The organism is Herbaspirillum rubrisubalbicans (assembly GCF_003719195.1).
In the GTDB taxonomy this organism is placed as follows: domain Bacteria; phylum Pseudomonadota; class Gammaproteobacteria; order Burkholderiales; family Burkholderiaceae_D; genus Herbaspirillum; species Herbaspirillum rubrisubalbicans.
In genome coordinates this window covers 5432077-5445833 of record NZ_CP024996.1, presented here as the reverse complement: position 1 = coordinate 5445833, position 13757 = coordinate 5432077, and the positions used below count along the sequence as shown (strand labels likewise).

Below are 13757 nucleotides of genomic sequence, written 5' to 3'. Positions count from 1 at the left end.
TGTCCCGGCCGGAATGTTCGCAACGATACCAGAGTGCGCCGCAACGAGGCTGACAACTTGTCAGTGCCGCAAGTTCAGCTGCGGCCTGCATATCGCCCGACGGAATAGGCCCTAGCTCTGCACCAGCTTGCGATGGCGCTGGATACTCATCAGGATGCCGGCGCCCAGGCCCAGCGTCACCAGCGCGGTGCCGCCATAGCTCATGAAGGGCAAGGGCACGCCCACCACCGGGAGGATGCCGCTGACCATGCCCATGTTCACGAAGGCATAGGTGAAGAAGATCATGGTGATGGCCCCGCCTAAGAGACGCGTAAACAGCGATGGGGCATTGGCCGTGATCATCAGGCCACGGCCGATCAAGAGCAGGTACAGGATCAGCAGCACGATATTGCCGATCAGCCCGAATTCCTCGGAATAGACCGAGAAGATGAAGTCGGTGGTACGTTCGGGGATGAATTCCAGGTGGGTCTGCGTGCCCATCAGCCAGCCCTTGCCGGTCACCCCACCCGAGCCGATGGCAATGGTCGACTGGATGATGTGGAAGCCCTTGCCCAGCGGATCGGAGGTGGGGTCGATCAGCATCATGACGCGCTGACGTTGGTAATCGTGCATGAACGACCACACCACCGGCAAGCTGGCCGCCCCGGCAATCACCAGGCCCAGCAGGATCTTCCATGGCAGACCGGCAAAGAAGATCACGTAGAAGCCCGCGGCCAGCACCAGCAGGCCCGTGCCCAGGTCAGGCTGGCGGATGATCAGGAAACCCGGGATCAGCAGCAGGACCGCCGCCACCAGGAAGGCATCCCAGCGCAACATGCCCTCCCGTTTCTGGAAGTACCAGGCCAGCATCAGCGGCATGGCGATCTTCATGATCTCGGAGGGTTGCACCACCATCCCGATGTTGAGCCAGCGGCGCGAGCCCTTCTTGATGATGCCGAACAGCGCCACTGCAATCAACAGCGTCACGCCTATCGTATAGACCGGTACCGCCAGCCGCAGCAGCAGTTGCGGCGAGACGTTGGCGGCGATCCACATGATGACGAAGGCCACCAGGATGTTGCGCAGCTGGTCTTCCACCCGACCCGGAAAGTTCATGCCGGCGGAGTACAGCGTGACAATGCCGACCGACACGATCAGGAACACGATCAGCGACAGCGCGCCGTCGAACACCGTCAGGTGCGGCTTGATGATTTGCCACAGGGGCGGACGTTGCAGGCTCATGCCGGCTCCTCGTGCGTACTGCTTGTTGCGATGTCTGGCTTGGCGCCGGGCCGGGCCCTGGCGCAAGGGTTCCTATCAGGTGCCGGGTACCGTGCAGGAAAAGACTTCATTCCTGCACATCCGGCTGGACGGTCGGCGTATTGCTGCTGCCGCCTTCCTCGGAGGTGGGGCCTTCGACCGGGGTATCCGCGCTCACCGCCTCGGGTGCGACCGACTTGATCGGCTCGTTGGGACGCTTGCCCAGCATGAAGTAGTCCATGGCCTTGCGCACCAGAGGCGCGGCCACGCCGGCCCCCCAGCCACCGTTCTCGACCACCGCCGCAATGGCGATGCGCGGCGCATCCGCCGGGGCAAAGCCGATGTAGAGGCCGTTGTCATGGAAGATGCGCGAGAGTTTCTTGGAATCATACTTCTGGTTCTTGGCGATGTTGACCACCTGCGCCGTACCGGTCTTGCCGCCCGATTCATACGGTGCGCCCCGGAAGGCGGCCGCACCGGTACCTTCCTTGACCACGCCCACCATGGCGCGCTTGATGAAGTCGATGTTTTCCTGCTTCAAGGGGATGCGGTAGCTTTCCTTGGGCACGGTCTCGGTGCGCTCGTGGGTCACGCCATCCTCGATGATCTTGACCAGATGCGGCTTCATCACCACGCCATTGTTGGCCAGGATGGCGGTGGCCTGCGCGAGTTGTAGCGGGGTGAAGCTGTTGTAGCCCTGGCCGATGCCCAGCGACACCGTGTCGCCGGCGATCCAGCGCTTCTGTTCGGGTTTGCGGAAGGCGGTGCGTTTCCAGTCGGTGGAGGGCAGGATGCCGCGCTTTTCATGTTCCAGGTCGATGCCGGTGATCTGGCCGAAGCCAAAAGGCTTCATGAAGTCATGGATGGCATTGACTCCCATGTCGTTGGCCAGCATGTAGTAGTAGGTGTCGCAGGACACTACGATGGAGCGGTACATGTCGACAATGCCGTGGCCGCCTTCCTTGTCGTCGCGGAAGCGGTGGTTGCCCAGCACGAAGAAGCCCGGATCGCGGATGGCGTCCTGCGGACGACGCTTGCCCAGTTCCAGCGCGGCCAACGCCATGAAGGGCTTGTAGGTCGAGCCGGGCGAATACAGGCCCGACAGCGGGCGGTTCAGCAGTGGTCGGTCGGGCGACTTGTTCAACTCGTCCCAGCTCTGCTGGTCGATGCCTTCGACGAACAGGTTGGGGTCGTAGGAGGGCTGCGAGACATAGGCCAGGATGTCGCCGGTGGCCGGGTTGATCGCCACCAGCGCGCCCTTCTGGTCGCCGAAGGCTTCTTCCACCACCTTCTGCAGCTCGATGTCGATGGACAGGATCAGGTTCTTGCCGGGTGTAGCCGGGGTGCGCGAGAGCGAGCGCACGGCGCGTCCGCTGGCCGAGATTTCCACTTCCTCGTAGCCGGTGGTTCCGTGCAGCTGGGTCTCGTAGCTCTTTTCCAGGCCTTCCTTGCCGATGTAGTCGGTGCCGTTGTAGTTGGCTTCGTCGTCGGAGTCGGCGATGCGCTCGGCATCGCGCTGGCTGATGCGACCGATGTAGCCGATCACGTGGGCCGCCGTCTTGCCATACGGATACTGGCGGAACAGGCGCGCCTGCACTTCCACGCCGGGGAAGCGGTAGCGCTGAGCGGTGAACTTGGCCACTTCCTCATCGGTCAAGCGGGTGCGGATGGGTACGCTTTCGAAGTTCTTGGATTCTTCTTGCAGGCGGCGGAAGCGGCGGCGGTCGCGCGGCTGGATTTCCACGATGGTGCTTAACTCATCAATGAGGTCATCGATGTTGGTCTTGATCTTGGAGGGCGTGATTTCCAGCGTATAGGCCGAATAGTTGCGCGCCAGCACCACCCCATTGCGATCCATGATCAGGCCGCGGTTGGGTACGATGGGCACCACCGAGATGCGGTTTTCCTCGGCCTGGGCGGCGTAAGCGTCGTGGCGTACCACCTGCAGCCACAAGAAACGCGCCAGCAACAGGCTGAAGCACACCAGCACCAGGACGCTGGCGGCCAACAGGCGCATCCGAAACAGCCTCAGCTCATGCGCGGTATTCTTGAATTCGGTCATGCTGCTTGCACCTGGCCCCTCAGATGGGACGGTTTTCGTCGCGATCCACGGCGCGGCGCTGCGGCGCCAGCAACAGGATGCTCACCACCGGCCACAGCAGGGCCGACACCACGCTCTCGCTGAAATAAAACCAATCCGGCGACTTGCCCGTGACCAACAGCTGGATCACCAGTTGCACCGCCTGCGCCAGCAACATCAGCGGCAGCACATGCAGTGCCTGGGTGCGCAGCGGGAACCACAGCACGCGGCGGTGGATCATGATGGCGAAATACGACAGCAGGGTATAGGCCAGAGCATTCTCTCCCAGCAGCGTGGATTCGTTCACATCCATCAGCAAGCCCATCAGGAAAGCTGCGCTGATGCCCACCTTGCGCGGCTGGTGGATGTTCCAGAACACCAGCGCCAGCGCCACGAAGTCGGGCACGCCCACCATCTGCCCCCAGGGCATCAGGTTCAGCACGAAGGCCACGATGAGGCTAAAGGCGATGAATAGCGGACTGGCCGGCAGGAGGATGGTTTGATTGTTCATCGTGCAGATTCCTTGGCGGCTGGCTTGGTACTAGCGGCCGGTGCAGCCGGTTTGGTCGGGGTTGCCGGTGTTGCAGCGGCTGCGGGCTTGGCCGCAGGCGGTGCCACCTCGGCTGCGCCCTTGCGCTCTTCCGTCGGCTTGTCTTTTTGGGAGGCACTGGCCTCCTCGCCACCGTTGTCGCGGGTGCTGTCACGCAGGCGGCGCTTGAAGAGCTTGGCCGACTTTTCATCGACCACGTCCGGCTCCGGGCGCGGCGGCATGTTCTGTTCCACCAGCAGGATCAGCAACTGGCGATGGCGGTCGATGCCGGCCAGCGGGCGGCAGACGATACGGGCGAAAGAGTCGGCCGAACGGGTTTCCACCAGTACCACGCTGGCCACCGACAGGCCGGGCGGGTAGACGCCGTCGATACCCGAGGTCACCAGCACGTCACCCTTCTGGATATCGGCGTTGGCCGGCATGAAGCGCAGGTCCAGCGCGCCGGTCTGGCCGCGGCCATAGGCCACGCTGCGCAAGCCGTTGCGTAGTACCTGGACCGGGATGGCCTGGTCCTTGTCGGTCAGCAAGGTCACTTCGGAGGTGAACGGAAACACCCGTGTCACCTGGCCCACGATGCCCACATCGTCAATGACCGGCTGGCCGGGCATGACGCCCTGCTGCGAGCCGCGGTTGAGGATGATCTTGCGGGTGAAGGGATCGCGTGCGTCATACAGGATTTCGCCCACGATGGACTTGACCGGCACCTTCTGCTGCATGTCCAGCAGCTTGCGCAATTGCGCGTTTTCGGCCGCTAGCAGGCGCTCCTGCTGCATCAGCTGGGCATTGACGATCTGTTGCTGGCGCAGTTGGTGGTTTTCCTTCTGCAGCGAAGCCATCGAAGAAAAATAGTCGGCCGAATTGGTGAAGGCGTCGCGCGGCACCATGGCCACCGTCTGGAACGGATAGAGGGCCGTGCCCAGTGCCTGGCGTAGCGTGCCCAGCACGTGCATACGGGCGTCGACCACCAGCATGACGACCGAGATCAATGCGAAGACGGTCACGCGCACCCGGGCTGAGGCGCCCTGCTTGAAGAGTGGTGGGATTTCCATGGCGTCAGGCCGCCAGCAGGGCCGCGAAAAGCAGCCGTCTGCAGGCGGAGAACTCACTTCCTGCGTCAAAAACGGTAACAAAAAGGGGAGCCGAAGCGTTCCTCGGACCCGGTTCCGGCCGACCTCCGACCCCAGGCGCAAAGGAGATGCGCCCCGGGTGGCTGGTCGGTGTGAACTGCGTCATAGTGAACGTATCGGTTCCCCGCTCATCCGGCAGTACATCGCTGCCGGTTCATGCTTGACTGCAATCCCGTCCCGTGGGACGGGGGCCGGCGTCGGCCGGCTTATTCGGCCGAGAAGATCGAACCCAGCTTGTCCATGCGGTCCAGTGCCATGCCCGAGCCGCGCACCACGCAGGTCAGCGGGTCTTCGGCCACGATCACCGGCAGGCCGGTTTCTTCCATCAGCAGACGGTCCAGGTCGCGCAGCAGCGCGCCACCACCGGTCAACATCATGCCCTTTTCGGCGATGTCGGCGCCCAGTTCCGGCGGGGTCTGTTCCAGCGCGTTCTTCACGGCCGAGACGATGTTGTTGAGCGGATCGGTCAGGGCTTCCAGGATTTCATTGCTGGAGATGGTGAAGGAACGCGGGATGCCTTCGGACAGGTTGCGGCCCTTGACTTCCATTTCCTTGACTTCCGAGCCGGGGAAGGCCGAGCCGATTTCCTTCTTGATCGCTTCGGCGGTCTGTTCGCCGATCAACATGCCGTAGTTGCGGCGGATGTAGTTGACGATGGCTTCGTCGAACTTGTCACCGCCCACGCGCACCGAACCCTTGTAGACCATGCCGCCCAGCGAGATGATGCCCACCTCGGTGGTGCCGCCGCCGATATCGACCACCATCGAGCCGGTGGCGTCCGAGACCGGCAGGCCCGAGCCGATGGCAGCGGCCATCGGTTCCTCGATCAGGTACACCTGCGAAGCACCGGCGCCCAGGGCGGATTCGCGAATGGCGCGGCGTTCCACCTGGGTCGAGCCGCAGGGTACGCAGATGATGATACGGGGGGAGGGACGGAACAGCTTGGAGTCGTGCACCATGCGGATGAATTGCTTCAACATCTGCTCGGTGACGGTGAAGTCGGCGATCACGCCATCCTTCATCGGGCGGATCGCCTCGATGTTGCCGGGCACCTTGCCCAGCATCTGCTTTGCTTCCTTGCCGACTGCCTGGATGGTCTTCTTGCCGTTGGGGCCGCCTTGCTGGCGGATCGCCACCACCGACGGCTCGTCCAGCACGATGCCATGGCCGCGCGCGTAGATCAGCGTGTTCGCGGTGCCCAGGTCGATCGCCAGATCGTTCGAAAAGTAACTGCGGAGAAATCCAAACATGAGTTGTCCTGATGCGCCCGCCACGGGGCGCCTAGCTTTTTGATAGGGGGAGGGTGTCCGTTCATGCTGCGGCGACGCGAAAATCAGGCGCCAGCAAGGCATTAATCCGACATTCTACCTTATAATTTGCGAGAAACCAGCAAGCCGGTTTGCCAAAAACATCCGCATCCCGAGTCGTTCCGGCCGCCATTTGGCGCGGGTTTGCCGTTTTTTGCGCGAACCATGCCATGACTAGGTCGACCTGTCCTGCAGGTACCCCGTCATGGGTACCGAGGCCCTGCAAAACCGTTTCCGGCCTCCTTGGCTCACGGGTCTTCCCATTTCAACATCTCGCGGCGCGCCCGGCGCGTCCTATCGACCATGTCACTAGCCCTTTCCGACGTCAAACGCATCGCCAACCTATCCCGACTGGAGCTCACCGAGGCCCAGGCCGAGCAAACGCTGGAGAAGCTCAATGGCATCTTCGCCCTGGTGGAACAGATGAAGGCCATCGATACCTCCGGCGTAGAACCGCTGTCGCACCCGATCGCCGCCATCGAGCCGGCACTGGCGCTGCGCCTGCGCGAGGACGTCGTGACCGAGTCCAATCGCCGCGAGGACTATCAGCAACCGGCCCCGGCCACCCAGGATGGCCTGTACCTGGTCCCCAAGGTGATCGAGTAAGCCCGGCACCACGCCCAGAACCCGTCCGCATCCGGCCCAGCCGGCCCGCCAGACCGCAGCGTAACCCATTCCATGCACAAGCTCACCCTCAAAGAACTGTCCGCGCAACTGCAAGCGCGCAAGATTTCCGCCACTGAACTGGCGACCCTGTTCCTGGACCGCATCGAGGCCAGCGATCTCAATGCCTTCCTGCACGTGGATCGCGCCTTGACCCTGGCGCAAGCCCAGGCCGCCGATGTCCGCCTGGCAGGCAATGATGCCGGCCCCCTGACCGGTGTGCCCATTGCCCATAAGGACATCTTCGTGACCCGCAACTGGCGTACCACGGCCGGTTCGCACATGCTGCAAGACTACGTGAGCCCCTTCGACGCAACCGTGGTCGAACAGTTCAATGCAGCCGGAACCGTCACCCTGGGCAAGCTCAACTGTGACGAATTCGCCATGGGCTCCAGCAACGAGAACTCCTTCTACGGCCCGGTCAAGAATCCCTGGGACAAGACCGCCATCCCCGGCGGCTCCTCGGGCGGCTCGGCCGCTGCCGTGGCCGCGCGCCTGGCGCCAGCGGCCACCGCCACCGACACCGGCGGCTCGATCCGCCAGCCAGCCTCGCTGTGCGGCGTGACCGGCATCAAGCCCACCTATGGCAGTGTCTCACGCTACGGCATGATCGCCTTCGCCTCCTCGCTGGACCAGGGCGGCCCGATTGCCAAGACCGCCGAAGATTGTGGCCTGCTGTTGAACGCCATGACCGGCTTCGATGAGCGCGACTCCACCAGCCTGCAACGCCCCAAGGAAGATTTCACCCGCTCGCTGAACCAGAGCCTGCAAGGCCTGCGCATCGGCGTGCCCCGTGAATTCTTCGGCGCCGGCTTGGCCGCCGACGTGGAAGCCGCCGTGCGTGGCGCCCTGGCCGAGTTCGAGAAGCTGGGCGCGACCCTGGTTGACATTTCGCTGCCCAAGACCGAACTGTCCATTCCCGTGTATTACGTGATCGCCCCGGCCGAAGCCTCGTCCAATCTGTCGCGCTTCGATGGCGTGCGCTACGGCCATCGCGCCGCCACCTACGGCAATCTGGACGACATGTACAAGAAGTCGCGCGCCGAAGGCTTTGGCGAAGAGGTCAAGCGCCGCATCCTGGTCGGTTCCTACGTGCTCTCGCATGGCTACTACGACGCCTACTACCTGCAGGCCCAGAAGATCCGCCGCCTGATCGCCGAAGACTTCCAGCGCGCCCTGGCCGGCGAGAACCGCCAGTGCGACGTCATCATGGGCCCGGTCTCGCCCACCGTCGCCTGGGACCTGGGCGACAAGACCGACGATCCGGTAGCCAACTACCTGGCCGACATCTTCACGCTCTCCACCAGCCTGGCCGGTCTGCCTGGCATGTCCATTCCTTGCGGATTCGGACAAGGCGAGAAGAACGCCAAGCGTCCGGTCGGCCTGCAGATCATCGGCAATTATTTCGACGAAGCGCGCCTCCTGAACGTGGCGCACCAGTTCCAGCAGGCCACCGACTGGCACCTGCGCGAACCGGCCTGAGCCTGCAAGTCCAGCCCTCGTCACCAACAACAGCATTCGCAAGGACAACATCATGCAGTGGGAAGTCGTCATCGGCCTCGAAACGCACACGCAGCTTTCGACCCAATCCAAGATTTTCAGCGGCAGCTCGACCCGCTTCGGCGCCGAACCCAACACCCAGGCCAGCCCGGTGGACCTGGCCTTGCCGGGCGTGTTGCCGGTCTTGAACAAGGGCGCAGTGGAACGTGCGATCCAGTTTGGTCTGGCCATCGGCGCCACCATCGCGCCGCGCTCCATCTTCGCGCGCAAGAATTACTTCTATCCTGACCTGCCCAAGGGCTACCAGATCAGCCAGTTCGAGATCCCCGTGGTGCAAGGCGGCACCATGTCCTTCGCGGTAGAGAAGGACGGCAAGACCGAGATCAAGACCATCAACCTGACCCGCGCCCACCTCGAAGAAGACGCCGGCAAGTCCCTGCACGAGGATTACCAGGGCATGACCGGCATCGACCTCAACCGTGCCGGCACGCCGCTCTTGGAAATCGTCACCGAACCCGAGATGCGCAGCGCCGCCGAAGCCGTGGGCTATGCCAAGGCCCTGCATTCGCTGGTGATGTGGCTGGGCATCTGCGATGGCAACATGCAGGAAGGCTCCTTCCGCTGCGACGCCAACGTCTCCGTGCGTCCGGTCGGCCAGGAAAAATTCGGCACCCGCTGCGAGATTAAGAACCTGAACTCCTTCCGCTTCCTGGAAGAAGCCATCAACTACGAAGTGCGGCGCCAGATCGAGCTGATTGAAGACGGCGGCACCGTGGTGCAGGAAACCCGCCTCTACGACCCGGACAAGAAGGAAACCCGCTCCATGCGCAGCAAGGAAGACGCGCAGGATTACCGTTACTTCCCCGACCCCGACCTGCCGCCGCTGGCCATCTCGCAGGAATGGATCGAACGCGTCAAGGCCACCATGCCCGAGCTGCCTGCCGCCATGCGCGAACGTTTCGTGGCCGACTATGCGCTGCCGGAATACGATGCCATGGTGCTGACCCAATCCAAGGGCATGGCCTCCTACTTCGAAGCCGTGGTGGCTGCAGCCGGCAAGGAACAAGCCAAGCCGGCCGCCAACTGGTTGATGGGTGACGTTGCCTCCACGCTCAATCGCGAAGACACCGACATCGCCGATGCCCCCGTGAAGGCTGCACAATTGGCGCTGCTGTTGAAGCGCATCGCCGATGGCACCATCTCCAACAAGATCGCCAAGGAAGTCTTTGCGAGCATGTGGGAAGCCAAGTCCGACAAGGACTCGCTGGCCGACGACATCATCGAAGCCAAGGGCCTGAAGCAGATCTCCGATAGTGGCGCGCTGGAAGCCATCGTGGACCAAGTGCTGGCGGCCAATGAAAAATCGGTGGCGGAATTCCGCGCCGGCAAGGAACAGGCCATCAACGCCCTGATCGGCCAGGCCATGAAGGCCACGCGCGGCAAGGCCAATCCGGCGCAATTGACTGAACTGCTGCGCAAGAAGCTGGCGGGCTGATTCACGCCCGTTGCCTGGTAGCGCAATAAATTGGTGGATGAACCCCACGCCTGGCAACGGGCGTGGGGTTTGCTATTGGGTGCTTGGAAAGAGGGGCGGTTTTAATATTTGAAATAGAGGCCGTTGTCTTCCTCATCTTCGTAATCCTCATCCGGTGCGGTCAGCCGTGTGGTGGACTCCCACAAATTGATGTCGGAAGGTGACGGGAACTCCAGCGCACGAAAAATCTTTTCTGCCAACTTGGCAAAGGGAATCCACTTTCGGGTCATTGCTACGCAACTTCCCGTTGTGAGCACTATGGCGAGCAGGAAGCTCCATATACCGCCCATTGAAGAAACGAATTTGATTCCTTGCTCTAGTGACTGATTACCAACAAACAGGAACAAGATGCAAAGAACGGTGATGAAGAAAGCATTCACAAGCAAGGTCCGTTTAAGGGCGCTACGCAGGTACGCACGGGTCCCTTTGATGCAATGAGGATAGAGCGCAATAGTTCGTTCCTCAGGTTTGTACAAGGCGAACAGCTCGTAACGGCTGCCTTGTTTTTTGACGGCCGCTTCCACATAGTCGCCCTCCTTGAAGGGACTGCCCCAGAGCCATCCGGCCAGGGAACGTCCGTCCAGTTCAAATTGAACGTAATCGCCCATGTCCTCCATGGACGAGGCGTAGTTCGATAGAGTCGCCGCCTGCCCGGAGTCGCCGATCAAGGCCGACAGAATCGCTCCGAGTCGCATGTTGCTCTGATCGCGTGCGGTAAAGAAGAAATTGGCTGTCTCGCGTGACTTCCTGAAATTTTGGATGTGGCCTGTCACTTTCTGAAGATCGCTACTGTTGGGGACGTCTATAAAATCGGTCATCTCTGTCTTTCAAAAATACATTCGTAACTCTTCCAATGTGGGTTCTTCAAGTGCTCCCCAGGCTCTTTGGGAGTTCTCTTCTTTTGCAGGAGGTGCTAGCGCCAGCTCCACCAGGGCCTTGTTGAGAGCCAGCATTTGCTCCCTATTGGACGCGTACCCAGCGCGGGTGTCGCGTTTTTCTCCGAATGAGCAAAGGGAGCACCATATTTGCAACTCGTCCTCGTCGAAAATCCATATAAGAACTTGTAACGTGAACAGAGTGATTGAGAGCGCCGCTCCCATACTCATCAGCAAGCCTCTTGCCACAAGGAACGGAATTTCTTTCTGTCCCACTTTCTTTGCCGTAAGAATGAGAACTGACCTCGTAGTTAAATGACGGATGTAAGGAGTTGAGTACGTTAGGGCAGTTGCTACCGATATGATTGCGCTGGACGCTCCTCCGGCTAATCTCAGACCATATAAGCCAGTTAAAGCCGTGTGCTCTCTATGCTTTGCGCTCACATACTGCTCATAGTCCAAATAAGCCCCAATCGCCGATCCCCCCGCACTCAACAATCCCCCCGCCAACTTCAACCGCTGATAGCTCCAGAGCGAAGCGCCCTTGTCAAAATCACCTGCCGCATCCTGCGCAATCCCTTTCACCAGCGTCGCCGTGATATCGCACAGTCCCGCGGTAATCGTCATGCCTGAAGCGGCCAGCGCCAGCCAGCTTTTCTTGTCGCCCTTCTTCAGGACTTCGCCCATCATCTTGGCAAAGTTGCCGCCCTCAATGAACATGACCAGCAAGTTCAACCGGATGTCCTTGACGGCATTGCTGTGCGTCCCGCTGTTCTTGAATCCTTCCCAGGCCGCACGCAACTTCTCTGCCTGCACTGTTCTCATCTCCGGCTTGTCTTCCAGCAGGAAGGTCCTGGCCGTGCGCAGCCGTTCCATGGTCTGCTGTCGCGCAATGCCTTCTTCCTTCGATTGCACCCGTATCAGTTGCAGCGAGTCTGTCGGATCCACCAGCGCCCGGATGCTCAAGAGGTGCTGGATCATTTTCTCGCCCCCATAATCGAGCACGCTGTTGATCCGGAATCGCCGCATGATGGCGTCGCCCGTCGTCATGATCTGACGATCGATGCCCCGCGTGGGATACGCCTTGAGTGCGACATCGAAGGCCATCGACCCTTTGGCGGAGGCCGCCTTGTCGTTAGCGACGTAGAGGCTGTTGGCCTTCTTGTAGACGTCGGCCACCGACTTCAGGCTCTTTTGAAAGACGGTGTCCCAGCCAAGGCTGGACGCCAGCACCCGCTTGTCGTTGTGGGCGCTGGCCTCTTTCAGGTAGGTATCGAGTTCGCGCATCGCATCGACCTGATTGAGCGCCATCGCCCGCCATATCAGATTGTTTTCGGTGGCCTGCATGTCGTCCACCCAGGCGGCGATCTTGAGCTGGCCAACCAGGCTGTGGTTCACGCCAAAGAGCGCACGGCCGACCTGATCGTCAAACACCATGCCGTCATGGACGTTCTTTCCATGAAACTCGCTAAAGGCGTCCAGCAGACTCTTCGATTCCAGCCAGAGCACCAGGTCTTCCGTACGCTCCTCGGCGATGCGAGCGACCTCGTCCTGAAAAGCCTGGTAGTTCTTCTTGAATTTTTCCAGTAGTGGCTTGTCCAGCCGGCTTTCATACTTTTTCCAGGCACCGGCACGCGCGTAGGCAACATTCTTGCGGCCCGCTCTTCCCCGTGCACGGACCAGTTCGTCAGCCTTCAGGCGCGCCTTTGCCAGTTCTTCGCTACGCTGCGGTTCAGGTAGTCGATTGACGCGGTGGAGCAGATGGTCAGGATCAATGACCCGGGGGGAAATGTCCTTCATGCGCAAGTCATCGATGAGGTCGCAGATTTCCTCAAGCTTCTGCCGCTCCTGCGTCGGACGGGTCGCGGCACGGGCCCGTATCGGCTCAGTATCAGGTTGCCTGATGGGCTGTGCCTGCTGCACCTCCTCCTGAAATTGAGCCGCGCGCTCCCCCAGCACTTCCCGCAAGCCATCAATGGTCATCATCGCCGAGACCTGCTGCTCCAGCTCGTCCATGTACTTCTCCGACCAGCCGACCACGTCATTGCGATAGCCATTGAGCTCATGCACGATGCCTACCGCATCCCACAGCCCCATGATCATTGGCGGATGATCTTTTCCCTTTGTCTGTTTGCCGATCTGCTGCATCAGGCTGGCGACGGTCTCACTTTGATCCGGACGGGCATAGGAGATATGGACGGTGCTTTCCCGCGCGAGTACCTCCTTGAAATAGCTGCCATCCTTGGCCGGCTTGCTGATGTTTCTCATACCGCGTCTGTTGAGCGTGCCAGCGTCATACCGCGGGCGATACTCCAATATCTGCTCGATGTTGCGTTTGCTCGCGGCAAGCCCGTGGCGATAGCCGCCGGCGGCTATCCAGGTCGCCGGCTCCAAGCATTGCATCCGGCGGTCACGGAGTTTGACGTCACGCTCAAACTCGGCCAGCGTCTCCGCGCTCCATATATGCTCGGAAAACGCCAGCCAGACTCGCTTGCAGTGTTGCGGCTCTTCGATCGTGATGACCGATGCCGGGAGATTGTGCCCATTGCGCGCACACTGGGGGTCCTCGCTGACCAGCCTGATGGCGCTCGCCGATGGCATCTTCCATAGCGTGCCGGCCTCGGAGACTGCATAGACTTCCCATTTGATGTGGCTACCGCTGGGATGCTTCTCGTGGAAGAGATAGAGGAAACCCTGTCTCAAGGTGCGCAGCGCATAGTTGTGATTGCGCAGAGGGACCGTCAAGACCTTGTTACCCAACGGAGCGGGCACAAATGCATCAACCTCCTTGGGGACCACGCAATAGCGTACCGGCAGGATGGCCAGACCGCTTTTGTTGCAGTTCGGGCAGGATGGATTCTGAGGATTGGTACAAGCCATGA

The 13757-nt window shown here is 61.1% G+C and carries 10 protein-coding genes; 3 read left to right on the top strand and 7 right to left on the bottom strand.

The annotated features are described in order from the left end of the window. Positions 1-111: 111 nt before the first annotated feature. From rodA to RC54_RS24170, 5 genes are all read right to left on the bottom strand, one after another. Entirely contained in the window at positions 112-1221 is a 1110-nt protein-coding gene (rodA, locus tag RC54_RS24190; RefSeq protein ID WP_058897326.1) for a rod shape-determining protein RodA, read from the bottom strand. A gap of 106 nt (positions 1222-1327) precedes the next feature. Beyond that, positions 1328-3301, bottom strand: coding sequence for a penicillin-binding protein 2 (gene mrdA / locus RC54_RS24185; protein WP_058897325.1), 1974 nt, complete (start codon positions 3299-3301; stop codon positions 1328-1330). A 19-nt stretch (positions 3302-3320) separates the two neighbouring features. Beyond that, positions 3321-3830: a rod shape-determining protein MreD gene (mreD, locus tag RC54_RS24180; RefSeq protein ID WP_058897324.1), complete on the bottom strand. Its 510-nt coding sequence runs from the start codon at positions 3828-3830 to the stop codon at positions 3321-3323. Then, positions 3827-4918 (bottom strand): rod shape-determining protein MreC, encoded by a 1092-nt coding sequence (gene mreC / locus RC54_RS24175; protein ID WP_174526044.1) that lies wholly within the window; start codon positions 4916-4918, stop codon positions 3827-3829. The genes mreD and mreC overlap by 4 nt, the downstream gene beginning before the upstream one ends. Positions 4919-5202: 284 nt before the next feature. After that, entirely contained in the window at positions 5203-6246 is a 1044-nt protein-coding gene (locus tag RC54_RS24170) for a rod shape-determining protein (RefSeq protein ID WP_006465688.1), read from the bottom strand. 360 nt (positions 6247-6606) lie between these two features. Here RC54_RS24170 and gatC point away from each other — a divergent pair, with 360 nt between their 5' ends. The 3 genes from gatC (at position 6607) to gatB (ending at position 9961) form a co-directional block, all read left to right on the top strand. Then, on the top strand, positions 6607-6909 hold the full coding sequence (gatC, locus tag RC54_RS24165; protein WP_017450101.1) for an Asp-tRNA(Asn)/Glu-tRNA(Gln) amidotransferase subunit GatC: 303 nt from the start codon (positions 6607-6609) through the stop codon (positions 6907-6909). Positions 6910-6981: 72 nt separating this feature from the next. Beyond that, complete coding sequence (gene gatA / locus RC54_RS24160; RefSeq protein WP_058897321.1) at positions 6982-8448, top strand: Asp-tRNA(Asn)/Glu-tRNA(Gln) amidotransferase subunit GatA; 1467 nt, start codon at positions 6982-6984, stop codon at positions 8446-8448. Between the two features lie 52 nt (positions 8449-8500). Next, a complete protein-coding gene (gene gatB, locus RC54_RS24155; RefSeq protein WP_061788583.1) occupies positions 8501-9961 on the top strand; it encodes an Asp-tRNA(Asn)/Glu-tRNA(Gln) amidotransferase subunit GatB in 1461 nt (486 codons plus the stop codon). Between the two features lie 101 nt (positions 9962-10062). Here the strand turns inward: gatB and RC54_RS25840 are convergent, their stop codons facing one another. Beyond that, positions 10063-10818: a putative type VI secretion system effector gene (locus RC54_RS25840; protein WP_244216413.1), complete on the bottom strand. Its 756-nt coding sequence runs from the start codon at positions 10816-10818 to the stop codon at positions 10063-10065. Positions 10819-10827: 9 nt separating this feature from the next. Continuing rightward, the gene (locus tag RC54_RS25550) at positions 10828-13755 is read right to left on the bottom strand and encodes a T6SS effector BTH_I2691 family protein (RefSeq protein WP_156481257.1); all 2928 of its coding nucleotides are present in this window, start codon (positions 13753-13755) and stop codon (positions 10828-10830) included. Between the last annotated feature and the right edge of the window lie 2 nt (positions 13756-13757).